Source organism: Sulfitobacter sp. KMM 9851 (assembly GCF_057178245.1).
This window is the reverse complement of the sequence record NZ_CM169991.1, coordinates 977849-1004024: the sequence shown is the minus strand read 5'-3', so window position 1 is coordinate 1004024 and position 26176 is coordinate 977849. Positions and strand designations below refer to the sequence as shown.

At 59.1% G+C, this 26176-nt stretch carries 19 protein-coding genes and 2 pseudogenes; 12 read left to right on the top strand and 9 right to left on the bottom strand.

Features of this window, described 5'->3' with window-relative positions; all coding sequences use genetic code 11:
• Positions 1-331: 331 nt before the first annotated feature.
• Positions 332-747 (bottom strand): annotated as a pseudogene (locus tag AC1965_RS04940) (transposase family protein); the annotation flags it as partial.
• 567 nt (positions 748-1314) lie between these two features.
• Between AC1965_RS04940 and AC1965_RS04935 the strand changes: the two are divergent.
• The 10 genes from AC1965_RS04935 (at position 1315) to AC1965_RS04890 (ending at position 13778) form a co-directional block, all read left to right on the top strand.
• On the top strand, positions 1315-1992 hold the full coding sequence (locus AC1965_RS04935; protein WP_483886178.1) for an ImuA family protein: 678 nt from the start codon (positions 1315-1317) through the stop codon (positions 1990-1992).
• A complete protein-coding gene (locus tag AC1965_RS04930; RefSeq protein ID WP_483886987.1) occupies positions 1961-3427 on the top strand; it encodes a Y-family DNA polymerase in 1467 nt (488 codons plus the stop codon). The genes AC1965_RS04935 and AC1965_RS04930 overlap by 32 nt, the downstream gene beginning before the upstream one ends.
• Positions 3427-6729, top strand: coding sequence for an error-prone DNA polymerase (locus AC1965_RS04925; protein ID WP_483886177.1), 3303 nt, complete (start codon positions 3427-3429; stop codon positions 6727-6729). The genes AC1965_RS04930 and AC1965_RS04925 overlap by 1 nt, the downstream gene beginning before the upstream one ends.
• A gap of 302 nt (positions 6730-7031) precedes the next feature.
• Positions 7032-7199, top strand: a complete 168-nt coding sequence (gene hemP, locus AC1965_RS04920; RefSeq protein ID WP_483886176.1) for a hemin uptake protein HemP — start codon at positions 7032-7034, stop codon at positions 7197-7199.
• Positions 7196-7672, top strand: a complete 477-nt coding sequence (locus tag AC1965_RS04915; RefSeq protein ID WP_483886175.1) for a hypothetical protein — start codon at positions 7196-7198, stop codon at positions 7670-7672. The genes hemP and AC1965_RS04915 overlap by 4 nt, the downstream gene beginning before the upstream one ends.
• A 12-nt stretch (positions 7673-7684) precedes the next feature.
• Positions 7685-8944: an imelysin family protein gene (locus tag AC1965_RS04910; RefSeq protein WP_483886174.1), complete on the top strand. Its 1260-nt coding sequence runs from the start codon at positions 7685-7687 to the stop codon at positions 8942-8944.
• 81 nt (positions 8945-9025) lie between these two features.
• On the top strand, positions 9026-10042 hold the full coding sequence (locus AC1965_RS04905) for a hypothetical protein (RefSeq protein WP_483886173.1): 1017 nt from the start codon (positions 9026-9028) through the stop codon (positions 10040-10042).
• A gap of 126 nt (positions 10043-10168) precedes the next feature.
• The gene (locus AC1965_RS04900) at positions 10169-11677 is read left to right on the top strand and encodes a di-heme oxidoreductase family protein (RefSeq protein ID WP_483886986.1); all 1509 of its coding nucleotides are present in this window, start codon (positions 10169-10171) and stop codon (positions 11675-11677) included.
• Entirely contained in the window at positions 11677-12711 is a 1035-nt protein-coding gene (locus tag AC1965_RS04895) for an imelysin family protein (protein WP_483886172.1), read from the top strand. The genes AC1965_RS04900 and AC1965_RS04895 overlap by 1 nt, the downstream gene beginning before the upstream one ends.
• A gap of 2 nt (positions 12712-12713) precedes the next feature.
• Complete coding sequence (locus AC1965_RS04890; protein ID WP_483886171.1) at positions 12714-13778, top strand: DUF1513 domain-containing protein; 1065 nt, start codon at positions 12714-12716, stop codon at positions 13776-13778.
• 126 nt (positions 13779-13904) lie between these two features.
• On the opposite strand, the gene hutU is transcribed toward AC1965_RS04890, so the two are convergent.
• From hutU to hutI, 4 genes are read right to left on the bottom strand one after another with little or no spacing between them, the layout of a single operon-like run.
• Entirely contained in the window at positions 13905-15596 is a 1692-nt protein-coding gene (gene hutU / locus AC1965_RS04885; RefSeq protein ID WP_483886170.1) for a urocanate hydratase, read from the bottom strand.
• Positions 15593-16387, bottom strand: coding sequence for an N-formylglutamate deformylase (gene hutG, locus AC1965_RS04880; protein ID WP_483886169.1), 795 nt, complete (start codon positions 16385-16387; stop codon positions 15593-15595). The genes hutU and hutG overlap by 4 nt, the downstream gene beginning before the upstream one ends.
• Positions 16384-17889 (bottom strand): histidine ammonia-lyase, encoded by a 1506-nt coding sequence (hutH, locus tag AC1965_RS04875; RefSeq protein ID WP_483886168.1) that lies wholly within the window; start codon positions 17887-17889, stop codon positions 16384-16386. The genes hutG and hutH overlap by 4 nt, the downstream gene beginning before the upstream one ends.
• A complete protein-coding gene (gene hutI / locus AC1965_RS04870; RefSeq protein WP_483886167.1) occupies positions 17886-19079 on the bottom strand; it encodes an imidazolonepropionase in 1194 nt (397 codons plus the stop codon). The genes hutH and hutI overlap by 4 nt, the downstream gene beginning before the upstream one ends.
• An 82-nt stretch (positions 19080-19161) precedes the next feature.
• On the opposite strand from hutI, the gene AC1965_RS04865 reads away from it, so the two are divergent.
• Positions 19162-20514 (top strand): formimidoylglutamate deiminase, encoded by a 1353-nt coding sequence (locus AC1965_RS04865; RefSeq protein ID WP_483886166.1) that lies wholly within the window; start codon positions 19162-19164, stop codon positions 20512-20514.
• Positions 20514-21155, top strand: coding sequence for a GntR family transcriptional regulator (locus AC1965_RS04860; RefSeq protein ID WP_483886165.1), 642 nt, complete (start codon positions 20514-20516; stop codon positions 21153-21155). Before AC1965_RS04865 ends, AC1965_RS04860 begins: the two co-directional genes overlap by 1 nt.
• Before the next feature lie 181 nt (positions 21156-21336).
• On the opposite strand, the pseudogene ptsP reads toward AC1965_RS04860, so the two are convergent.
• The 4 genes and pseudogenes from ptsP to AC1965_RS04840 form a co-directional block, all read right to left on the bottom strand.
• A pseudogene (ptsP, locus tag AC1965_RS04855) lies at positions 21337-23581 on the bottom strand (phosphoenolpyruvate--protein phosphotransferase).
• A 142-nt stretch (positions 23582-23723) separates the two neighbouring features.
• A complete protein-coding gene (locus AC1965_RS04850) occupies positions 23724-24962 on the bottom strand; it encodes an aspartate kinase (protein WP_483886164.1) in 1239 nt (412 codons plus the stop codon).
• Positions 24963-25098: 136 nt separating this feature from the next.
• A complete protein-coding gene (locus AC1965_RS04845) occupies positions 25099-25545 on the bottom strand; it encodes a DUF1178 family protein (protein WP_483886163.1) in 447 nt (148 codons plus the stop codon).
• A gap of 60 nt (positions 25546-25605) precedes the next feature.
• Complete coding sequence (locus AC1965_RS04840) at positions 25606-26076, bottom strand: NUDIX hydrolase (protein WP_483886162.1); 471 nt, start codon at positions 26074-26076, stop codon at positions 25606-25608.
• Between the last annotated feature and the right edge of the window lie 100 nt (positions 26077-26176).

Sequence of the window (26176 nt, the reverse complement as noted above, 5' to 3'; positions counted from 1 at the left end):
CGACAAATGTCCTTATACTTTTTTGGCCCTAAGGGTTTGTTTTCGGGACGAAATACACTGGATTGCAAATCCGTGTACAGGAGTTCGATTCTCCTACTCGCCTCCATTTACTTTCAATGACTTAGCTTTCCCGCGTTGATGTCTGTGAAAGACTAAACAAATGCCTAAACATTCTGCTTTTGTCCCGTTCTGTTTTGCTGCGCCTGAATCGCTCTGATCTTCTGCCTAACCTTCTTGGTATAGTGCAAGACCATCGCTGGGCTTTGAATAGCCCCAAGTTTCCTAGACATCATATTGGTTCACGTTGTGCCGTCTGTTCTCAAAGTCGACGGACGACGGCTAGATAGATGAAGCCTGATAGGTTTTGATGTAGGTAATATCTGGTACCCAAGTAGTATCGGGGTCAACGACATCAAACTGCCGATCCAGCGTACTGTCGACCCCGACAGATGGTTTGCCGCCATACTTGCCCGGTCGACGGCTGTAGCCGATCTCAGCGCGGATGCCTGCCAGGCGGGTCAAGCTAGAAACGCGGTTTGGGCAACTGGTCTCGCCCAGTTCCACAAGATCGTCAGGCAGCTTGCGACGGCCATAGACCTTGCCGCTATCTTTCCATGCATCCTCACGCGCACTGTGGCTTAACGGATTCTTTACCCATGCGTAGAATCCGCTCGGATGGATACTGAGGCAACGGCACATCCTGCGCACCGAGAATACGCGCCGATGCTCTGCCACAAACGCGTACTCTCATTGCTCCCATTTTGCTGGCGTAGGCCTCATCAGGGGGGCGATATGGCGTGCGTCAGATGGCAGCGGTCAGAGTTGTAGTAGATCAGCTTTGGCTGGTGATAGGTTTCTAGTGCCAACACACTAAATGGGGGCCACGCATGTCAGTGCTGGCAACCCATTTCAGCCTGCTGATTGTGCGCAGCAAAATATGTCCGCGATGCCGACATCAAAACGCTACCCTTCTAGGAATTCTGGTCTCAAAACGCCCTTGGCATCGGCTGTGTCGGCGATCCTGAAACCGGTGAGATGCTGATCCCTCTGCGCGACGGGGAGAAGTTCAGCCGCCAATTCATCGAGGCGGGAAAGCATAGCAGATAATGGCTTTCTTGAGAAAAACGAAGTGACCTGTCGACATGACACATATCAAAGTTTTTCCTACCTGCACCATAAGCATCTTCCGTTTCGCCATCTGAGATGGCTACGCCGAATAGGTAATCCTCTGTCCTGCGAGGCAGGGACCAAATTGACAAATGCTAACCCTGATATAGAACAAAGAGTGAACATAGTTAGGATTCGGTGTCGTGTATGAAGTCGCTCTCTCAGCAGAAATACCAGTTTGCACAGGCGCGGCAGCCGGAGCTGACCAAGTATACGCTGTCGGAAATCTTCCCTCAAACTGTAACGGATGCCGCTGCGGTTGGGTATATGATTGCGCGTTTGCCACCCACCGACGCCCCAATTTTATGGGTGCAGGATCGACTCTCACAACGCGAAACGGGGCGACCTTATCTGGCAGGGCTGAACACGGCACAGTCCATCATCATGGTCAACTTGTCCCGCGCAGCCGATGTCTTGTGGGCGCTGGAAGACGGGTTGCGCTGCCGCGCGCTCGCTGCGGTGATCGGGGAGGTTTGGGGGGACCCGGCGGCATTGGGTTTCACCGCGACCAAACGGTTGGCGCTCAGGTCCGAAGCCGCGAATGTGCCGTGTTGGTTAATCCGTCATGCCGCTGCACCAAACTTAAGTGCAGCCCGCGACCGCTGGAGAGTTGGATCGGTCCCATCGACCTTACATCCTTACGATGCGCAGGCGCCGGGGATGCCGCGCTGGTCGCTCGATCTGTTTCGGTCGCGCCAAACCAAACCGGGTCAATGGACGGTGACATATGACAGGGCGGCGGATCGTCTCGATCACGTTACCTCATTTCGCGATGGAGCGGTGGGAGCGCATGATGGATCGGCAGGGCAACGCGCCACTGGATGATATCCCGCTTGTGCTGGCGCGTGAGGGACAACATGGCCCAGTAATCCATGCAGTCAATCGTGTGGCGCGCACGATGGAAATCCCGGTTGGGGTACGGGTCGTAGACATACGCGCAATCTACCCCGAATTGCAGGTCTCACATGCAGATCAGGCGGGAGACATTGCCGCTTTGGACCGACTCGTTCTTTGGGCGCGGCGCTGGTGCCCTTGGACGGTACGAGACGGCGACAATGGGATGATTTTAGACACGACGGGTTCGGCACATCTATTAGGTGGCGAGGCACAGATGCTGATTGAGATGGAGACGCAGTTGTCCCTGCTTGGTCTGACATCGCAACTGGCCGTTGCCCCGACATGGGGTGCTGCATGGGCCTTGGCGCGGTTTGGACCTGTGCGGGCCATATGTGCAGATGACGAGGTCGCGTTGAAGCTTGGCAACTTGCCCGTGGCGGGGCTACGACTGGACGGTGAAACCCTGCTGCTTTTGCAACGGTTGGGGCTGAAAACCATCGGGGCGGTGATAGATGTGCCGCGCCTGTCGTTAACGCGGCGTTTTGTAAAGGCAGCGTTGACGGCTAACCCGCTGATGCGGCTGGATCAAGCTTTGGGCAAGCTGGCAGAACCCGTGGCGAGCGTGGATGCAAAGCCACGGTTTTCTGTGCAAAGCCGCTTGGCCGAACCTATCTTTGACCCGACACCCTATCTACCCGAACTCTGCGAAACCTTGTGCGATGCCTTGCAAAAGGCTGGTATGGGGTGCCGACGCTTGCGTCTGACTGTTTACCGAACCGACGGCGATGTCAGTTATGTCGATATGGCAACCTCAGCCAGCACCCGCGACCCTGCTCATCTGCACACTCTGTTTCGTGACAAGATTGAGCGGATCAATCCCGGCTTTGGTTTTGACCTGATCACATTGGCCGCCGGCGGCGTAGAGCCGATGCAGATTATCCAGAATAATCTGGAGGGAGCGAGTGATGACGATCTACATCTGACGCTGCTGGTGGACCGGTTGACGGCAAAGTTTGGCGCGCAGGCGGTGTCGCGACCGATCATCCACGAAAGCCATGTGCCTGAAAGGGCACAGAGGCGTATCGCTGCTTTTGCCATGATATCGCCAACTGCCACGATAATGACAAAACAGCGGCCCATCCGTCTGCTGGATCGCCCAGAAGAAGTGCGCGTGCTATTCGCCGTCCCGGAAGGCCCGCCCGCACAATTCATCTGGCGTAGACAAACCCATCGGGTCACCCGTTATGAAGGGCCCGAGCGGATCGCGCCCGAGTGGTGGAAAGACCGCCAAGGCACACGACTGCGTGATTATTTCAAGGTCGAGGATCAGACAGGTCGCCGGATCTGGCTCTACCGTGAAGGCTTGCACGAGGACGGGCGCGGCGGGGACCCGCGCTGGTTTGTGCATGGAATGTTCGCCTGATGCCCGAAATCGACAACCAGCGCCCAAAGCGCACGATTGAAGAAGGTGATTTCATCCGCAATCCGGTCAGCGATTTTGTCGAACTGGGGATAAGCACGTGTTTTTCTTTTTTGCGCGGCGCTTCTGACGCTATTGATCTGGCGACAACGGCGAACGCGTTGGGGTATGACAAAATTGGCTGCGCAGACCTGAATACAATGGCGGGCGTCGTTCGCCTGCACGCCGAAGCGCATAAGGCGCAGGTCGTGCCTGTCATTGGTTGTCGTTTACAGTTGGTAAGCGGCGATATGTTTCTGGCCTACCCGTGTAACAGGGCCGCTTATGGCAGGCTGTGCACTTTGCTGTCCAAAGGCAAAATGCGAAAAAACGATGGATCATGGCAGGTGAAAGGGGCCTGTGACATCACCTTAGATGATTTGGCGCAGTACAGCGCGGGCGTGCAACTGATCGTCATTCCTGGCGCTGATTTGAACCATTTCAGCGCAGGCCTGCGCCGCCTGACATTTGCGCTCCCTACTCTGAAACACATCGCGGCCAACTATCTGTATCGCGGCGATGATCGCGCCCGGATCAACCGTCTGGATGCACTTGCCAATGCGAATGGTCTTTCCATTATGGCGACAAATGACGTGCATTATCACGCCCCCGAAATGCGCCCTTTGCAGGACGTAATGACCTGCATCCTGCACAAGACGACGATCCAGAAGGCTGGATATTTGCTGAACGCCAATGCCGAACGGCACCTGAAATCTCCCTCGCAGATGAAAACGCTTTTTGCCGAGTGGCCCCATGCAATCCGTGCAACACGCACCGTCGCGGATGCCTGCACCTTTGACCTGCGTGAGCTTTCGTACGAATACCCAAAAGAGACACTCCCAGCGGGGCGCGCTTCACAGGAGTATCTGGAAGAGCAGACATGGCAAGGCGCAACATGGCGCTATCCTGATGGCGTCCCCGATGCAGTTACAGCCACATTACAAAAAGAACTGGCACTTATCGGAAAGCTTGGGATGGCCCAGTATTTCCTCACAATCCAGAACATCGTCAATTTCGCGCGATACGAATGCAAGCCCCCGATTCTATGCCAAGGGCGCGGGTCAGCTGCAAATTCCGCAGTCTGCTATGTGCTTGGCATCACTGCCGTTGACCCCGCAACAAACGATCTTTTGTTTGAACGGTTCATCTCTGAGGAACGCAAGGAACCACCCGATATCGACGTTGATTTCGAACATGAACGGCGTGAAGAGGTGATCCAACATATCTACGAGAAATACGGCCGCGACCGTGCCGCCCTTTGTGCGACAGTGATCCATTATCGCCCGCGCATGGCCGTACGCGAGGTTGGAAAGGTGATGGGCTTGTCAGAAGACATAACCACCGCTCTTGCGAAAACCATCTGGGGATCGTGGGGCCGAGAGATCGGCGCGCGCGAGGCGAAAGAGGCAGGGATTGACCTGAACGATCAATTGACGGCTCGGACCATCAAGATTGCGGATCAAATGATCGGGATGCCCCGCCATCTGGGCCAGCATGTCGGTGGGTTCATCCTGACTGAAAACCCGCTGACGCAGACCGTGCCAATTGGCAACGGCGCGATGGCTGATCGCACTTTCATCGAATGGGACAAAGATGACATTGACGAATTGCGTATCCTCAAGGTCGATGTGCTCGCGCTCGGAATGCTGACCTGTATCCACAAGGCATTTGACATGATCGAAGCGCATTACGGGCCGAAACTGACGCTTGCAAACATTCCGCAGGAGGATACAGCCACCTACGATATGCTGTGTAAAGGCGACAGCCTTGGCGTCTTTCAGGTCGAAAGCCGTGCACAGATGAATATGCTGCCACGGCTGAAACCCCGCGAGTTTTATGATCTGGTTATACAGGTTGCCATTGTACGCCCCGGCCCGATCCAAGGTGACATGGTTCACCCCTATTTACGCAGACGCAGCGGGAAAGAGATCGAGGACTACCCGTCCCCTGATCCTCCGCATGATCCTGATGAGCTGCGAAATGTCTTGAAGCGCACCAAAGGTGTTCCGATTTTTCAGGAACAAGCGATGAAAGTCGCCATGGTCGCCGCCGAATTCTCACCCGATGAAGCGAACCAGTTGCGCAAGGCAATGGCAACATTCCGATCACGCGGCACGATCGGAGAACTTGAGGAAAAAATGGTTGGTCGCATGATCAAACGCGGCTACGACCCCGAATTTGCCAGCCGCTGTTTCAATCAGATCAAAGGTTTTGGTGATTACGGCTTTCCCGAAAGCCACGCCGCCAGCTTCGCACATCTGGTCTATGTCTCAAGCTGGATCAAATGCCACTACCCCGACGTGTTCTGTGCAGCCCTGCTCAATTCCCAACCGATGGGGTTTTACGCCCCCGCCCAGATTGTGCGCGACGTTCGAGATCATGGAATTATCGTGCGCGCGCCTGACGTGAATTACAGCTATTGGGACAACGTGCTGGAACCTGTTGAACGCGGTGTCTTTGCCGTGCGGCTGGGGTTGCGGCAAATTGATGGTTTGCGAAAAGAGATGGCGCAGCGTGTGATGAATGCGCGTCAAGAACCGTATGTAGATTTGGTCAATCTGAAAAAACGCGCGCGTCTTGACGCAGGCACTATGCGTAAACTGGCGGCTGCCGATGCGATGCGATCCATGCAGTTGGATAGGCGGCAGGCGCTTTGGGATACCCGCACCCTACGAGATGCGCCGGACCTGCCCCTTTTCCAAAAAAACCGGGATGAAGGCCCGGAGGCGCGATACGATCTGCCCGAAATGCCAGTTTGCGAACATGTCGTCGCTGACTACCAAACCACCCGCTTGTCGCTCAAAGCTCACCCAATGTCATTCCTGCGCGCCAGCATGGCAAAGCAGGGCTATCGCGCGGCCATATCCCTCAAAGACATGCGCAACGGACAGTCCGTCAAGCTGGCGGGGATCGTGCTTATCCGCCAACGTCCCGGCAGCGCCAAAGGTGTGTGTTTCATCACGCTGGAAGACGAAACCGGCGTCGCCAACCTCGTCGTCTGGCCCAAGGTCATGCAGGTGTTTCGCAAGGTCATCATGGGGGCGCGGATCATTGATGTTACAGGCATGGTGCAACGCACAGATGACGTGATCCATGTTGTCGCCCATCACCTAAAAGACCGCAGCGATGCCTTGGATCGGCTGTCGAACGATGTGATGCAAGTTCCCTTGGCTCGCGCCGACGAGGTGAAGAAAGCCCAGCGAAACAGCACCCACGGTCACCCCCGAAATGAGCGTTTAATCCCGAAGTCGCGAGATTTTCATTAAAATCGGATACCTTTCTATTTGCGACAAACCAGTCCACGGCAACCCAACACCCAAAATTTAAGGCCAATTGTGCGTGCGGCAGACGGCTTGCAGCGTTCATACACCGTTGGACGCCTGAAACCTGCGTGCTGAACCGCCGTTAATTCGGGGCTCAAGATTGTGTGTATGCAAAATCGGCGCGAAATTATGCAGCGCAAAAATTATACCCAAGTAAATTAGTCAGGTTGACTATTCCGACTATTTTGGTCAGGTTATGCGAAGGTCGCTCAAGACGGGCGTCATCAACGAAAAGGATCATGACGATGTCGGCGCATCGCCTTCCAGAAACACGCAGCGCACCGCAGGGCACCTCCCCGGCCTATAATGCCAAAGACCTGACAAAAGGCGGCGATCAGGCGCAGATCATCTTTGACGAAAAGACCTACACCCTGCGCATCACGCGCGCGGGCAAATTGATCCTGACCAAATGACGCCTCCGTCCGAAAATCGTGGTGGCGCGCCGGTCGGGTTCATCACCGAACTGGACAGTATCGAAGCCGCTGCTGTGGTCTATCTGCGCCTTTGGTCCGATGGTCCGGCCGCCCAATCGGGCATGCGGGCCGATTTTGTCTCCCTGCTTGGGCCATCGCGCGGCGCCCGCGCAATCGAAACTTTTGAAACTCTGATCGACCATTGCGCCCGTCATGGCCGCCGCCCCCTGATGCGCCACGCGCTGACCTGCAAGTGTCTGGGCGCCGACGAGGCATGTTTTGCAAATTTCATTGGGGCGGCGGCCGACTGTGCACATGAGGACGCGATGATATTCGCTACGCTCTTGGTGCGCCCCGACATGGCCGCTCTGGTCGCTGATTTGGCGACCGACTTTGGCTTATGCCTGAAACAGATGCGGCTGCGCGCCCCGCGCGACCTTGGCCATCACCCTCACTCATCCACATTGCACTAAAGGACTATCTGCATGACACGTATTTTCGCCACCACCGCCATTGCACTCTGCCTTGCCGCGCCCGCTTGGGCCGTAGAAAAATCCGAGGTGCTGGCCACTTATGCCGATATTGCGGCAGCAGGATATGAGGATAGCCTGACAACGGCGCAGCGCCTTCGGGATGCAGTGTCCGCCCTGATTGAGGCGCCTTCGGCTGAGGCGTTGCAAACTGCAAAAGCCGCCTGGCTGGCGGCCCGTGTACCCTATCAGCAGACCGAGGTCTTCCGCTTTGGTAATGCCATTGTCGATGATTGGGAAGGTAAGGTGAATGCCTGGCCACTGGATGAAGGTTTGATCGACTATGTTGATGCCAGCTATGGCGGGGCATCGGATGAGAACGCGCTGGCCGCGCTGAATGTCATCGCCAATCCCCAATTTGACCTATCCGGTCAAAGCGTGGACGCAGGCAAGATCACCCCCGCCCTGCTATCCGACACCCTGCAAGAGGCGGACGGGGTCGAGGCCAATGTCGCCACGGGCTATCACGCCATCGAATTTCTGCTTTGGGGGCAGGATCTGAACGGACATGGTACCGGCGCGGGCAACCGCCCCTGGACGGATTTCGCGATGGGTGACGCCTGCACCAATGGCCACTGCGACCGCCGGGGCGACTATCTGCGCGCCGCGACAGAGCTTTTGGTGTCGGACCTTGAATATATGGCCGGTGCGTGGGCCCCAGATGGGGACGCGCGCAGCACCCTGATGGCCGATGAAAATGCTGGAATCACTGCGATGCTGACCGGTATGGGATCGCTGTCTTATGGCGAACAGGCAGGCGAGCGGATGCGCTTGGGCCTGATGCTGAACGATCCGGAAGAAGAGCATGACTGTTTTTCGGACAACACCCACAACAGCCATTATTACGATGGACTGGGCGTGCAAAACGTCTATCTGGGCGAATACGTGCGGATCGATGGCACGCTGGTATCGGGTGGGTCGCTTGCCGATCTGGTCGCGGCACAGGACGCGGCAATCGACAGCGAAATGCGGCTCAAACTGGCCGCAACGATGCACAGCCTTGGCAGGATCAAATCCGCGGCTGAAGCCGGTTTCGCATATGATCAGATGCTCGAGCGCGGCAATGCTGGCGGCGAGGCGCTGGTGATGGGCGGTGTAAACGCGCTGATTGATCAGACCAAAACGATAGAGCGTATTGTCACAACTTTCGGTCTTGATGGGCTCGCGTTCGAAGGCTCAGACAGCCTTGATAACCCCGGCGCAGTGTTTGAATAACACACGCCTTCCCCCCCCCCCTTTCTCGCCAGCCACGCCGGATCGGCCTAGCCCGCCAGTTACACACAGATGGACAAGACTATGACGACGACACGATACATAGCCGGTTGGGCCGGTATGTTGATCCTTGCTGCGGGCAATGCCGGAGCGGAAGGCACCGGGTTTACCTGGAACGGCAGTCTTGAGATCGGCGTGGACAGCACGGTCCGTTCCGATGATCCGACGGCCGAGCTGACCGATACTTACGGCGCGCTGGATCTGGGGTTCGAGGCCACGCTCGCGCCGCGCATCACAGCTTTTGGTGCGCTGACGATGGAATCCGTCACTGACCCGGCGCTCTCGCGTCAGTTTGATGACATGGGCATCTATGTGGGCGAACTGGGGCTGCGGTTTGATCTCGGTGGCGCCGATCTGTCTGTGGGCAAGATCAGCCCCAGCTTTGCCTATGCCTGGGATGAAACTCCTGGGTTTTATGGCACCGCACTGGCCGAAGATTACGAGCTGTCCGAGGCTATCGGGGCACAGCTAGATTATCCAGTGGGCAGCAGTGGCGCAACATTGAGCCTGGCGGTGTTCTATGCCGATGATACCGCGCTGAGCCGGTCATTCGGCACCGATCGTGGACGTAACACCACGGCAGCAGGCGGAGCGGGCAACACAGGCAAACTGAACAACCTCGCGCTGCAGTTCACGCAGGAAACCGGCGATACAACCTGGTGGGTCGGCATGCGGCACCTCTCCGCTGGCGTCGGCGATGTTTCGGATGAAACGGGCGCGGTGGCCGGGCTGAAGTACGGGTTTGCCAATGGTGTCGAGGTGATCACAGAAGTGGCGCATTTCGACGGGTTTGGCGGCGGCGGCACAGACGCCACCTATGCCACGCTTGGCGCCAGCTATGGTAGGGGCGACTGGGCCTATTCCGCCTCGGCCACGGGGATCGACAACGCGGGCGGCAACAGTGACAACCTGATTGCGCTAGGCGTCGATTATACGTTCTCCAGTGGTATCGAATTGGGCGGCGGGGTTGGCTTTACCGACATAGGCGGTGTGAAGTCGCGCAATGTCGGCATGGCAGTAGTTATCCCGCTGGGCGGCTAGTTGTGACTGGTCGCGGGTCGTGTTTCGCGACATCACGCACCACAAATGACGGCTTTGACAAATCACAGGACCAACACGATGTACCGCCTCCTCCTATCGCCCCGCAATCTGCGTATCGGTTCAGCGATGATCAGGGCGGGGGCGGTCTTGGCACTTGTGTCAGGGGTGGCCATGGCCGCGCCTTTGGACGAGCCGCATCTGCCCATCATCCCCCGCACGGCGGAGGAAGCGACCCGCATCGCGCGGGTTACCGCGCCGCCGGTGGATTTCAGCACACCGCAGAAGTTCGAGGAAAACGCCGGCGGTGCCGCGACCGTGCGGCGGCGCGGCAATGCCGATGCTTTTTCACAGCCGTCGGCCAATCTGCCGTTTGAAGATGAACTGACCTTCAAAGTCGGCAACGGGCTGTTTCGCAAACTCTGGGTATCGTCGCCCGCCTCGACGCTGGCCTCGGACGGGTTGGGGCCGCTCTTTAATGCCCGTTCCTGCCAGCGTTGCCACATCAAGGACGGGCGCGGACACCCGCCAGAGGGGCCGACCGACAACGCCATCTCGATGTTCTTGCGCGTGTCCATTCCAGGTACGGCGGATGACGGCATCGCCGAAATTGCCGAATACCTCGCCACCATTCCAGAACCGACCTACGGCACACAGTTGCAGGATTTCGGCGTGGCAGGGCAACGGGCCGAATACCGTCTGCATATCGAGTATACCGAGCGCGCAGTGCCGCTGTCGGGGGGCGAAACCGCCAGCCTACGGATACCGACCTATACCGCCGCCGATCTCGGCTATGGCCCTTTACACCCCGACGCGATGCTTAGCCCGCGTGTGGCGCCCCAAATGATCGGCCTTGGCCTGCTCGAAGCAATCCCGGCCGCGGATATCTTGGCGCTGGCAGACCCTGAGGATACAAACGGCAACGGCATTTCAGGGCGCACCAATATCGTGTGGTCGGTGGAGTACGGCATGCCGATGCTGGGGCGCTTTGGACTTAAGGCCGGAATGCCCACCATCCGCGAACAATCCGCTGGGGCTTTTGCCGGGGACATCGGCATTTCCAACCCGCTCTTCGCTGACCCCTTTGGCGATTGCACAGGCATCCAGGACGCCTGTGTCGGCGCACCCCATGGGGCAGGTGATGATCGGGGGTTTGAAATTGACGCCGAAGGGCTCGATCTGGTGACGTTCTACAGCGGCAATCTTGCTGTGCCTGCCCGCGCCGATGTAGGCGATCCGCAGGTGCTGCGCGGCAAGGAAATCTTTTATCAGTCGGGATGCGCCGATTGCCATCAGCCCAGTTTTGTCACCCACCGCCTTCAGGACCAGCCGGCGCAAAGCTTTCAATTGATCTGGCCCTATACCGACATGCTGCTACACGACATGGGCGAAGGTCTGGCCGACAACCGCCCCGAGGCGCGCGCCACCGGGCGTGAATGGCGCACCCCACCACTGTGGGGAATTGGTTTGACCAGCCAGGTATCGGGGCATAGCTATTTCCTGCATGATGGCCGCGCCCGTAGCCTTCTGGAAGCGATCCTGTGGCATGGGGGCGAGGCAGAGCCCGCCCGCAAAGCAGTGACAGATATGCCCGCCAAAGACCGCGCCGCCCTGATCCGATTTCTGGAGAGCCTGTGATGCCCCGCCTGCCCGATTTGATGCCCGCCTTGATCCTAGCCTTGATCCTAGCCTTGATCCTGCCCTGCACCCTTGCCGCACAAGACAAGCCCGCCATTGTCGACGATGTGGTCACGGGCCATATCATGCCGCGCTACGCCATACTGGCGCAGAGCAGTGCCGCGCTGGCAGAGACAGCACAGACCGATTGCATGGCCCCGGACCTGCACGAAGGCTACGCCAGCGCGTTTGATGCCTGGGTCGCGGTAAGCCATCTGCGCTTTGGCCCCAGTGAGACCGAGAACCGTGCGTTTGCCTTGGCCTTTTGGCCCGACGCGCGCGGGGCTACGCCCAAGACCTTGGCGCGGATGATCGGCGACAGCGACCCCGTCGTAGGCTCGGCAGATGGCTACGCGGATGTTTCCATTGCCGGGCGCGGTTTTTATGCGCTCGAATTCCTGCTGTACGATGATCAGATCAACACCATGGGTGACACGGCATATCGCTGCCGATTGATGCAAGCCATAACCGCCGATATCGCCCGGCTGACCAGCGCCATGCACGACGGTTGGGAAAGAGTCTATGCCACGCACATGCGAGAGCCGGGCGAAAACAGCCCCTACCGCAACACCGACGAGGCGGCACAGGAGTTGTTCAAGGCGCTCTCCACCGGACTGGAGTTTACCGCCGACACCCGGCTGGGCCGCCCTATGGGCACGTTTGAGCGCCCCCGTCCCACCCGCGCCGAAGCGTGGCGGTCGGGCCGGTCGCTGCGTCATGTCACACTGTCGCTGCAATCGCTTGACGATCTAGCCGCGCGTCTGGCGGCAGGCCACCCGGCGTTGGCGGACGATCTTCGCGCGCAATTTGCGATCAGTCTCGACCGAGCCAGCACACTGGACGATCCGATCTTTGCCGAGGTCGCATCACCGCAGGGTCGCCTGCATGTCGAAGCGCTGCAACAGACCATTGGTGACATTCGTGAAACCGTTAACATGCAGCTTGGCCCGACGTTAGGTGTTGCTGCAGGGTTCAACGCGCTGGACGGGGACTGATCATGTCCAGCCGCCGCCATTTCTTGACCGGGCTTTTGGCAGCAGGGATCATCCCGGCACCAACTTGGGCCGACGTAGGCGACCCCGCGTTCCTCGCCGCCGCTGGCCTGCCGGATGGCAGCTTTGTCCTTTGTGGAATCGATGCGACGCTAAACGTGATTTTTCGCATCCCCCTGCCCGCGCGTGGTCATGCCGCGGCAGCGCACCCTCAGAAGCCCGAGGCCGTGGCCTTTGCCCGCCGTCCCGGCACCTTTGCCGTCGTCATGGACTGCCGTACTGGCACGTCAAAAGCATGGCTGGAGGCACCACAGGGGCGACATTTTTACGGTCATGGGGCATTTACCAAGGATGGCCGCACCTTATTAACGACCGAGAATGACTTTGAAAACGGTCAGGGGCGCGTCGGCTTATGGGATGCCACACGCGGCTATGCCCGGATCGGGGAATTCGCCAGCGGTGGCATTGGTCCTCATGACATAAAGCGGCTGCCCGGCAGCAATACATTCGCCGTCGCCAACGGCGGGATAGACACCCACCCGGGATCGGGTCGAACCAAGCTGAACCTCCCCACTATGCGCCCGAATTTGACCTATCTGCGCGACGGCCAGATCATTGAAACTGTAGAACTTGACGCAGACCAGCATATGAACTCCGTCCGGCACCTCGCCGTGGCGCAGGATGGCAGCGTGGCGCTGGGGATGCAGTGGCAGGGCGACGACCGACCACCGCCGCTGGTCGGTCTGCACCATCAAGGCGACGCAATCCGACTTATGCACGCAGAGGCGCAGACATGGGACGCGATGGCCGGCTATGTAGGCTCCATCGCCATGTTCCGCGACGGCTCAGAAATTGCAGTAACCTCGCCGCGCGGCGGGCTGTTGCTGCGCTTTGACACGGCAAGCGGGGTGCAGACAGGGCGCACGGCGCGGGCCGATGTGTGTGGCATTGCCGCCACCGACGCAGGATTTATCGCTACGACAGGCACCGGCGCGCTGTTGAACGTGACCGCTGGTCTCACCCCACGTCAGGCGCCGCTAATGTGGGACAATCACCTTATCGCGATCTAGCGTCATGCCCCCAATCAACGCATGCGGAGGAGTGAGGATTTAACAACCCTGCAAACCCCCGAAAATTCAACTCAACCACGTAACCTGTTGGCAAAACAGGGCAGATTCGACAGGCATCATTCCGCGCTACCCCAATATTCCGGGAAGGTTCAGCCCCTTTTCACGCGCGCAATCCAATGCGATATCATATCCTGCATCCGCATGGCGCATCACACCCGTCGCGGGATCGTTCCACAGCACCCGCGCGATGCGCTTGTCGGCCTCGGCAGACCCGTCGCAGCAGATGACCATGCCAGAATGCTGGGAAAACCCCATCCCGACACCGCCGCCGTGGTGCAAAGATACCCAAGTGGCGCCGCTGGCAGTATTGAGCAATGCATTCAGCAACGGCCAGTCGCTGACGGCGTCAGAGCCATCCTTCATCGCCTCGGTTTCGCGGTTCGGGCTGGCTACGGACCCGCTGTCGAGATGGTCGCGGCCAATCACGATCGGCGCGCTCAACTCGCCGGTGCGGACCATTTCATTGAATGCCAGCCCCAACTTGTCGCGCAGCCCCAGACCGACCCAGCAAATCCGCGCAGGCAACCCCTGAAAGCTGATCCGTTCGCGCGCCATATCGAGCCATTGGTGCAGGTGCTCGTCGTCGGGGATTAATTCCTTAACCTTCTGATCTGTCTTGTAAATATCTTCCGGATCGCCTGACAGCGCGCACCACCGGAACGGGCCGACGCCACGGCAGAACAATGGGCGGATATAGGCAGGCACAAAGCCGGGAAAGGCAAAGGCGTTTTCCAACCCTTCGTCCAGTGCTACCTGCCTGATGTTATTACCGTAATCCAGCGTTGGTACACCCGCATTCCAGAAATCAACCATGGCTGCGACATGGGTCTTCATGCTGGCGCGCGCGGCACGTTCGACGGACTTGGGGTCACTTTCACGCTTGGCCCGCCATTCGGCCATGCCCCAGCCCTGTGGCAGATAGCCGTTCAGCGGGTCATGGGCACTGGTTTGATCCGTAACGATGTCCGGGCGCGGCCCACCGGCCTGCATGCGTTTTACCAATTCAGGGAAAACATCTGCCGCGTTCCCCAGCAGGCCGACGGATTTCGCCTCGCCCGCCGCCGTCCATTGGTCAATCATGGCCAGCGCCTCATCCAGCGTCTCAGCCTTTTCGTCTAAGTATTTTGTGCGTAGACGGAAATCAATTGAATCAGGATTACATTCGACGGCCAAGCAGCAGGCCCCGGCCATCACAGCCGCCAGCGGTTGAGCCCCGCCCATACCACCTAGGCCACCGGTCAGTATCCACTTACCTGTCAAATCACCTTCGTAATGCTGGCGGCCCGCCTCAACAAAAGTCTCGTAAGTTCCCTGCACAATCCCTTGCGTGCCAATGTAAATCCACGATCCGGCGGTCATCTGGCCATACATCGCCAGACCCTTCTTATCCAATTCGTTAAAGTGGTCCCAATTGGCCCAATGCGGTACCAGATTACTGTTCGCAATCAAAACTCTAGGCGCATTTTCGTGGGTTTTAAATACACCAACAGGCTTGCCTGACTGTACCAGAAGCGTCTCATCGCCTTCCAGGTCGGTCAGAGCCGCAACGATCCGGTCAAAATCCTGCCACGTTCGTGCCGCCCGGCCAATACCGCCATACACCACCAATTCGTGAGGATTTTCAGCGACATCCGGGTGCAGGTTGTTCATCAACATGCGCAATGGCGCTTCAGTCATCCAGCTTTTGGCGGTCAGCGTGGTGCCGGTTGCCGGATAAATGTCGCGGCTATTGTGGCGCGGTCCTGGGGTCTGTGTCATGGCAACTGCCTTTCATTAACTAGCTCTGTCAAATCGTTGAGGATCTTATATAAAATGGGTCTCAACCGCTCAGCTTTGTCAGGTCGCCAGCGCCACGGCGGCATCTCCTCCATGTAAGTGGATTGGGCCAACTCCATTTGGATTGCGTGAATCTTATCAGTGGGTTGCCCGTAGTGCCGTGTGGTCCAACCGCCCTTGAATCTCCCGTTCAGCACGGTCGAATAGTCTGATGCGGCCCGACACCGGGTGTGAACTGTCTTTTCAATCAGCTTCGCGCAACTTGTGGATAGATTGGTCCCAATGTTGAAATCCGGCAAGCGATCGGCAAAAAGATGAGGGATAACAGACCGAATTGAGTGACAATCGTAAAGTATCGCCGCGCCATGTTTCGCCCTCACACGCGCGATTTCCGATTCCAATGCCGCATGATACGGCCGGTGATACGCCTCGCGTCTATGCGCGATCTCGTCGGCATCCGGTTCCTGTCCGGTCTCGTAAATGGGCCGTCCATCAAAGTCTGTTAACGGGCACAGTCCGGTGGTGTTCTGACCGGGGTATAGGCTCGCGTCATCTGGCCCTCGGTTCACGTCGATCACATAGCGATGCACCGGCGTGCGGACAGTGGTCACGTCATGCCCAAGCCCTTGATACAGTCGGTCGATATGCCAGTCTGTATCGGCCAGCGCGCGTCCAGTCTCGTTAAACCGCTCCCAAATCTCGGGCGGCACGTCTGTGCCCGTATGCGGAAGGCCAAGTACAATAGGTCCACCGCCCTGCACCACATCAATCATCGGGCGGCCTCCACCAATGCGCCACTGCGTACCAGTTCAGCGGTTCGTTCGATGTCGGGGGCCAGATAGCGATCCTTGCCTAGCGTTGCCACGTCTTGCCGCAGCCGCGCGACCACATTGCTCAACCGTGGCGAGGTCGACAAAGGCGCGCGCGCCTCGATGCCTTGGGCGGCGCACATCGCCTCCACTGACTGAATGACACTGAGGTTTCGGTTCATCCGTGCCAGACGATACGCACCATGGGCAGCCATACTGACATGGTCCTCTTGATTGGCGGATGTTGGCGTGCTGTCGGTCACGCAAGGGTTGGCCAAATGCTTGTTTTCACTCATCAATGCCGCTGTCGTCACCTCTGCGATCATAAAACCTGAATTCAGGCCGGGATCAGGCGTCAGGAAGGGCGGCAAATCGTGGCTGAGCGTCGGATCAACCATCAAGGCCACACGCCTTTGCCCAATTGCGCCAATCTCGGCCAGTGCAAGCGCAATCATATCGGCGGCAAAACCCACCGGCTCTGCGTGGAAATTCCCACCTGACACGATCAGGTTTTCCCCGACCAATACCAAGGGGTTATCGGTAACGGCGTTTGCCTCGATCTCAAGCGTCTGGCCCGCTTGGCGGATCACATCCCACGCCGCGCCCAGAACCTGTGGCTGGCAGCGGATGCAATAGGGGTCTTGCACCCGCGCATCACCGTCGCGGTGGCTTTCTCGAATTTCGGACCCCTCCATCAGCGCGCGCATCTCGGAGGCGACGTCGATCTGGCCTGCATGGCCGCGCAGACTGTGGATTTCGGCCACCAGCGGCGCGGTGGACCCCATGATCGCATCAGTGCTGAGCGCCGCAATCACCATCGAATTGCGAACCGCGTTCTGCGCGTTGAAAAGGCCGGCTAGCGCACATGCACAAGAGAACTGCGTGCCGTTAATCAGCGCCAACCCTTCTTTCGGGCCCAACACCACAGGGGTCAACCCGGCCTGCGACAATGCCTCGCCGCCATCCATCTCCACGCCCTGATAGGTCGCGCGCCCGGCACCAATCATCGCCGCCGCCATATGCGCAAGCGGCGCTAGATCACCCGAAGCCCCGACCGATCCCTGCGCAGGGATCACGGGCATCACACCGGCGTTTACCATCGCCTCGATCAGCGCACAGACCTCCCAGCGGACGCCCGATGCACCACGCCCCAGCGACATCAATTTGAGCACCATCATCAGCCGGGTCAGTTCGGGCGACAGCGCCTCGCCCACCCCGCAGCAATGCGACAGGATCAGGTTTCTTTGCAATGTTTCAGTATCTTGTGGCGCGATCTTGCGGCTGGCCAGCTTACCAAATCCGGTATTGACGCCGTAGACAGCGTCAGACCCCGCCGCTGCCTTGGCCACCATCATGGCGGCTTTTTCAATCGCAGGCTGCGCGCCCCGATCCAGGGTAATCTCGTCCGAGTGACGCCAGATGGCTTCCAATTCTTCAAGGCGCACCGCGCCGGGGGTCACGATCATATCGGCTCTCCTGAAAAAATACGTTTGAACAGCGGGTTGAACCCGATGCGGTAAGCCAGCTCTGACGGATGCTGCACATCCCAAACACACAGATCCGCGCGCAGGCCCGGCGCGATCTGGCCGCAGTCTGTCAGACCCAATGCCTTGGCTGCATGATGCGTCACCCCCCGCAGCGCCTCTTCTGGCGTTAGCCGAAACAGAGTGCAGCCCATGTTCATTGCCAACAATATCGACGCAAGCGGCGAAGAGCCGGGGTTGCAATCCGTCGCCAGTGCCATTGCCACGCCCGCATCGCGAAAGGCATCGATGGGGGGGGCTTGGGTTTCATGTAACGTATAAAAGGCACCCGGCAGCAAAACTGCGACCGTTCCGGCCTTTGCCAGTGCCGCGGCGTCATCTGCGGTAGCGTATTCCACATGATCTGCCGATAGCGCCCCATGGCGCGCGGCAAGTCGAGTTCCTCCGATATTCGACAACTGTTCGGCATGCAGTTTCACCGGCAAGTCAAGTTCGTGCGCCACATTAAATACGCGCTCCATCTGCTTGATATCAAACGCGATTCCCTCGCAGAAACCATCCACCATATCAACCAGCCCTTCGGCGTGGGCGGCCCGCAGCGCCGGGATGCAGACCCTGTCGATATAGCGGTCGGCGTCACCTTTATACTCGGGCGGAACGGCGTGTGCTCCTAGGAAGGTCGTCACAACCCGCACCGGCCTCAGCGCTTGCAGGGCGCGCGCCGCGCGCAACATCCGCAACTCGGTCTCAAGATCGAGCCCGTAGCCCGATTTCACCTCAACCGTACAAACACCTTCGGCAAGTAACGCATCCAATCGGGGCAATGCGGCGGCCACCAGTCCGCTTTCGTCAGCGCCGCGCGTGGCATTGACGGTTGATACAATCCCGCCCCCAGCCCGCGCCACCTGTTCATAGCTGGCACCCTGCAAGCGCATCTCAAATTCCCGCGCGCGGTTACCGCCGTGGATCAAATGGGTATGACAATCAATCAGCCCAGGCGTGATCAGACGCCCGTGCATGTCGTCGCAAGGCCACTGAGCGTATTCGTTTGGCAGATCGGTACCGACCCAGGCGATTTTGCCGCCCTCTACCGCGATCGACGCGTTGGATATCAGCCCATAGTCAGCCCCAACCACAGTAGCGATCTGCGCATTGCAAAGGACGTTGCCCATCAAGTTTTCCTTTGTTTCCCAGCAAGAATCTTATTATGTATAGACATATTCAGCCCTTCCCTGAGTCGTCAAGAGGCAAACCATGACCCAAATTCACGCACAGCATGCTTTGCTCCCCGACGGTTGGGCGCGCGATGTGACCGTGACGATCACCGATGGACGCATTTCGGCGGTGACGCGCGATGTGCAGACCGCCGCGACCGTTGATATTCTGCTGCCCGCCCCCACCAATCTGCACAGCCATGCGTTTCAACGGGCAATGGCCGGGCTCACTGAACGGCGCGGCGCCGGCAGCAGTGACAGTTTTTGGACCTGGCGGCAGTTGATGTACCAGTTCCTTGGCCAACTCACGCCCCACGACGTTCAGTCTATCACGGCGCAGGTACAGATGGAGATGCTTGAATCCGGTTTCGCCGCCTGCGCGGAGTTTCACTACCTGCACCATGCCCCTGGCGGTCAAGCCTATGAAAATGAAGGTGAAATGTCTGAACGTGTCTGCGCGGCGGCACAGCAGACCGGTATCGGCCTCACCTTGCTGCCGGTCCTTTATATGCAAGGCGGTGTTGATGGCCGTGCTCTGACCGCCGGTCAGGACCGTTTTGGCAATGACATGGATAGGTACATGCACATAATGGGTGCGGCGCAACATGCCGTCGATGCTCTGCCCCACGATACCCGTCTAGGTGTGGCGCCGCATTCACTGCGTGCCGTAACCCCCGACGCTCTGAAAAAACTTCAGGAGTTCCAGGGACCTATCCACATGCATTTGGCTGAACAGCGGGCCGAAGTGGACGAGATCAAAGCCGCATACAATGCCCGCCCTGTGACGTGGGCGCTGGACAATCTGGAGGTCGACGCCCGCTGGTGCATGGTCCACTGCACGCAGATGACCAAGGGCGAGGCGCGCGGTTTGGCCCAAAGCGGTGCGGTGGCGGGGCTGTGCCCGCTGACCGAAAGCTCGCTTGGCGACGGGATATTCATGGGCGAAGACTGGCAGGCTGCGGGCGGCGCTTGGGGCATTGGGTCAGACAGCAACATCCTGATTTCCTTGAAACAAGAGCTACAGACATTGGAATACTCCCAGCGACTTGTCCGCCATGAGCGTGCCGTTTTTGCCGACGCTGACCGCTCCACCGGGCGTGCGTTGCTGGAGGGTGCCTGCGCGGGCGGTGCTCAGGCTGCGGGGCGCGACAGCGGTGCCATTGCCAATGGGATGTGGGCCGACCTAGTGGCTCTTGGTGGCGATGCGACTGATTTTATTGGTCGGACGGGCGACAGCCTTCTCGACACATGGATCTTTGCGGGAACCGATGCGGCAATCTGCGATGTATGGGCCGCCGGGCGGCATGTGGTTGTCGATGGAAAACACCATAAACGTGACGAGATTACAAAGGCTTACCGAGATACGCTTTACCGTCTGCGGGACGTGATGTGATGCAAGGCTGGCAAGACATCCAAGCCGAGGCGCTGCGCCGTATCCAAAGCCGTGAATGGGCCCCCGGCGCATTGATCCCAAACGAGGTGGAACTGGCCCGCGAGTTGGGCTGCGCCCGCGCCACGGTCAACCGCGCACTGCGGGCCCTGGCCGAAGACGGCTGGCTGGAGCGGCGGCGCAGGGCCGGGACACGGGTAGCACTGTCACCACAGCGGCGCGCGCAGATGGTTGTTCCGGTGCTGCGGCGCGAAATTGAGACGACGGGAAAACCCTATGATCACAAGATATTACATCAAAGCGTCAACGGAAAAACCCTGTCACTTCACACGCTTCACCTATGCGGCGCTGCCCCCTATGCCCTTGAAGATCGAGAGATAGACCTGATCCAACTTCCAGTCGCAGAAGAGATAGATTTTAGCGCGATCAGCGCCAATGAATGGCTAGTACAGAACGCCCCGTTTGACCATGGCACGATGGCTTATCTGGCCGAAGATGCAGGCGGCTTTGAAGCCAGGTATCTGGCCTGCCCGCTACACACGCCCCTGCTGATCCTGCTGCGCGAGACCTTCAGTGAAACGGGCCGCATCACCAAAATGCGGCTGGCCTACGCGCCCGGTCATGCGGTCAAATTGCGTATCTGAACCGCAAAACTGTTATGCACCGCGCGTACACGGAACGTACACCGCGCGTACCGCAACCCGGCGCGCCGGGTGACAGGTAAACGAAACCTGACCAAACCACCCTCTTTTGATTTTTCGGGTCACAAATACCCTCAGGGGGTCTGGGGGACAGCGTCCCCCATATCGGATCGCCCCCGCGCACCTAGCCCTGATGCTGCGTGCGGATATAATCCATAACTGAGTCTCGCACCGACATGTCACCCCGGTCGCGGGCCTCGTTGATCACGCGGCGCACGTCATCCAGATTACACCGCCGCAGCAGGCTTTTGACCGGCCCGATGGAGGCTGGTCGCATCGACAGCGTGTGCAGACCTATGGCGGCAAAACACAGTGCCTCCACTGGCCTGCCGGCATCCTCACCGCAGAACGACAGCGCGGTGTTTGTCTCGGCACAGCGCGCCACGATGCCCTCAAGAAAGGTCAGAAATGAGACATTCAGCGTGTCATACCGTTTGCGCACCCGTTCGTTTTCGCGGTCGGCTGCAAAGAAGAACTGCTTGAGATCATTGCCCCCGATCGACAGAAACTCGACCTCTTCGAAAAACTGGCGGGGCGCAAAAGCAAGGCTGGGGGTTTCGAGCATCGCACCGATTTCCAGCTTTTCCGGCACCGGGTGGCCCAGGATACGCTCGCGCGCCAGCGCCTTGTCCATCTCGGCACGCGCCGCGCGGAATTCCTCGAATTGCGCAACAAAGGGAAACATCACCGACAAGGGCCGCCCATTGGCCGCGCGCAGCAGCGCTTGAAGTTGCATCCGCATCACGCCGGGCTTGTCCAGCCCCACGCGGATCGCACGCCACCCCAGCGCGGGGTTCGGTTCGTCGTTGGGCTTCATATAGGGCAGCACCTTGTCCGACCCGATGTCGAGTGTCCGGAACACCACCCGTTTGCCTTGCGCCGCATCCAGCACCCGCGAGTAGAGCGCGGCCAGTTCGGTACGTCGCGGCATCTGATTGCGCACAAGGAATTGCAGTTCGGTGCGGAACAGCCCCACGCCTTCGGCACCCGACCCGGCAAGCGATGGCAGATCGGCCATCAGCCCCGCGTTCATTTGCAGGCTGATCACTTTTCCACATTTTGTTTCGGCGGGTTTGTCGCGGATCGAGGAATAGCGTTCCTGTGCCTCGGCCTGCATCGCAATCTTGTCACGAAAGGCGGTGGCGACGTTTTCGTCCGGGCGCAGGTGCACAATGCCTTGTTCACCATCCACCATGATGTGATCGCCGTTCAGCGCGTCATTGGTGATGCGCCCCGCATGGACAATCAGCGGGATCGCCAGCGCCCGTGCGACGATGGCGGCGTGCGACCCGACAGAGCCACCTTCAAGCACAATACCGCGCAAGCTGCGTCCATAGTCCAACAGTTCAGCGGGCCCGATGTTGCGCGCCACCAGGATCGGGTCTGCGGGCATTTCCGCCCCGGTGTCAGAGCCTTGGCCGGTCAGGTGCCGCAATAGGCGGTTGGACAGATCATCAAAGATCCGACAGCCGTTCACGCAGGTAGGCATCAGATACCTGCCCCATGCGCGCGCGGGCCATTGATTGCTCTTTTTCCACCGCGGCTTCGGCGCTCAGCCCACTTTGGATATCTTCGACCATGCGCCGCATCCAGCCTTTGGAATTGGCAAACATGCGGTAGGCTTGCAGCACCTGCTGCTGTTCCTTGTCGGCGGCCATGGTGACCAGTTGGTCCACGCTGACGCGCAGTTGTTCTACCGCCTCAGTCAGGCGTTCAGTCTCGCGGTCGGGGTCATCTGCGATGGGGTTTGATACGACCACGCGCGGTTCGTGCAGCCAGACATGGCCTTCAGCCACGCCTTCCTGACCCACGGTACCGCGCAGCAGCACGGGCTGCATGTGACGGGCAGACATTGCCGCCCCTTCGCCAACGAAGGCGCCCAGTTCCGTCATCTCGGCGAGCACCATGGCCACCACTTCGAGGGCATAGATTTCATCGGCGGAAAATTCGCGCGCCGCTTTCGATTGCACGACCAGAACGCCCAGTGTTTCGCCCAGACGCTGCACCGGAACACCAAGGAATGACGAGAAAATCTCCTCGCCTGTTTCGGGCATAAAGCGAAAACCCGCGGCCTGGGGCGCATCGGGCGTGTTGATCACGGCGCGGCGTTTGGCGACCCGGCCCACCAGACCTTCGCCCAGTTTCATCCGGGTTTCGTGCACCGCCGCCTTGTTCAGCCCTTCGGTGGCACAAAGCTCCAGTGTGTCTTCATCGCGAAACAGGTAGATTGAGCAGACTTCGCAACCCATCGAGTTGGCGATAAGATGCGTGATCTTGTCCAGCCGGGCCTGACCTGCGTCATCACCTGCCATGGCATCGCGCAGACGCCCCAGCAGCTTTCGGCTTTCTGTTTCAATACGTTCGGCCATGTCAATTGGTCCCCGTCCCTATGGTGCCGGGTGTAACGCACTCGCGCAGAGATAGAAACGCAATTTGTCCGCGTGGCGGCCGTGGACCCGCAAATTACTGCCTGTTGCCGTGAATTTACGCATTGCCGGACAGCACCCCGGCTTAGCCCGCCTTGTCCAGTTCAAAGGCGTCGTGCAACGCCTGCACGGCCAGTTCCATGTACTTGCGGTCAATCAACACCGAAATTTTGATTTCCGACGTGGTGATCACCTTGATGTTGATGCCCTCGTCCGACAGCACCTTGAACATCTTGGCGGCAACGCCGGTATGGCTGCGCATGCCGATGCCCACGACCGATACTTTGGCCACGTCCTTGTCCGCGATCAGTTCCTGGTAGTTGATCACACCGTCGTCATGCGCCTTTTGCATCGCCTTGTCGGCCCGGATCACCTGATCGACAGGGCAGGACCAGGTCATGTCGGTGCGGCCTTCTTCGGCGATGTTCTGCACGATCATGTCGACGTTCACGCCGCCTTCGCTGAGCGCGGTAAAGATGCTGGCGGCGATGCCGGGGCGGTCAGCGACCGAGACCAGCGTCATTTTCGCTTCGTCGCGGCTGAATGCGACCCCTGCGACGACATTGCTTTCCATGATTTCCTCCTCATCGCAGACCAGCGTCCCTGCTGTGTCCGACGGTTCCTCGAAACTGCTAAGCACGCGCAGTTTCACCTTGTAGCGCATCGCCAGCTCGACCGAGCGGGTTTGCAGGACCTTGGCCCCCAGCGAGGCCAGTTCGAGCATTTCCTCGAACGCGATCTTATCAAGCTTGCGGGCCTTGGATTCGACGCGTGGGTCGGTGGTATAGACCCCGTCCACATCGGTGTAGATGTCGCAGCGTTCGGCGTCGAAGGCGGCGGCGAAGGCGACGGCGGTGGTGTCTGATCCACCTCGGCCCAACGTGGTGATGCGGCCCTGCGGGCTGACGCCCTGAAAGCCTGCAACCACGGCCACTTTCATGCCTTCGGCAAATTTGGCGGTGATGTTGTCAGTGGGGATTTCTTCGATCCGGGCGGCGGAATGGGCATCGGTGGTGCGCACTGGCACCTGCCAGCCCTGCCAGCTACGCGCCGGAATATCCATTTCCTGCAATGTCAGCGCCATCAGACCGGCAGTGACGTTTTCGCCGCTGGACACGATGGCATCATATTCCCGCGCGTCATAGAGGGGCGAGGTTTCACTGACAAAGCCAACCAGCTTGTTGGTCTCGCCCGACATGGCAGAGACGATGACAATGACGTCATATCCCTTGGCCACTTCGACGCCGACACGTTTCGCGGCGCGGCGGATACGGTCCAGTGTGGCGACGGAGGTGCCGCCAAATTTCATCACCAATACGGGCATGGTCCCTCGCCTTGTAATACGGGCGGGGGTTTACGCGTAAGGTGCGGCAAGGGCAAGAGAAAGGCGCGAGGCAGTGGATATTTGTGCAGGTGCGTCTACGCCCGGCCCGGAACCAAGCCGCGGGCGCTGGTCCGGCTTATGAAAGTTTCTGCCTCGGCCGGAAGGGCAGCGGGATGAGCGGCACACCCTCGTCGACCAACGCACGGGCCTGATCCAGCCGCGCTTCGCCGTAAATCGACCGTTCGGGGCTTTTGCCCTCGTGCATCGCACGGGCTTCTTTCACGAAGTTCTTGCCGACATAATCCGACGACCCCTCGACCTTGAGGCGCAGAGCTTCGACCGCCTTTTCCACATCATTTTGCGGTTTGGACAGGGTCGGCGCCCTCTTGTCTGTTACGGTCGGCGCCGCGACGGCATCGCCCGAAGTGACGCGCGGCGCCATCAGCGATTTCGACACGTCGTCTGATCCGCAGACCGCACAGGAAAGATGCCCCGCCTTGGACAAACTGTCAAAAGCCGCCGCCGACTGAAACCAGCTATCGAAACCGTGTCCGGCCTCACATTTCAACGCGTATCGGATCATCTGTTGCCGCCTTAGCGATTGGGGTCATTGATGTAAAAATGGGGTGGCACCGGGACAAGGTCAAGCGGGTGCAGGACGTGGGCGGGGATCGAAGTCGAGGATCATGCGCGCGAGCTCGGGCTCTGACACCAATTTCGACGCCTTCTTGCGCCCCGCCCAGCGGCGACGGCGCTGCCCGCTTTCGGGGTATGTCTTGGCCAGTGATTTGACCCGCACCGGATAGAGCAATGCCAGACAGGGCAGATCATCCATGCTGCCCACGTCCTTGGCATACGAAAAGACCCCAAGACAGCGATCCTCGGCCCGCCCGATCACGCCCGCTTCTTCCCATGCTTCAATCTGGGCCGACGCGGCGGGCGTTTTGCCTTCCATCGGCCAGCCCTTTGGCACGATCCAGCGTTTGGAGCCGCGCGACGTCACCAACAGCACCTGCACCTTGCCGCGCTTGATCCGATAACACAGGGCGGCAAACTGCGACCGCACGTCGCCCTTGCGGGCCCCGTTCAGCGATATCGGCAGTTGTTTGATCATGGGTGACCTGTGGTTGGCGTCTGTGTGGTCCGTAATGCCAGCCTAATCGCGCAGCGTGACAAAGGCCATATGCGCTTGCTCCATTCCGTTGCATCAAAGA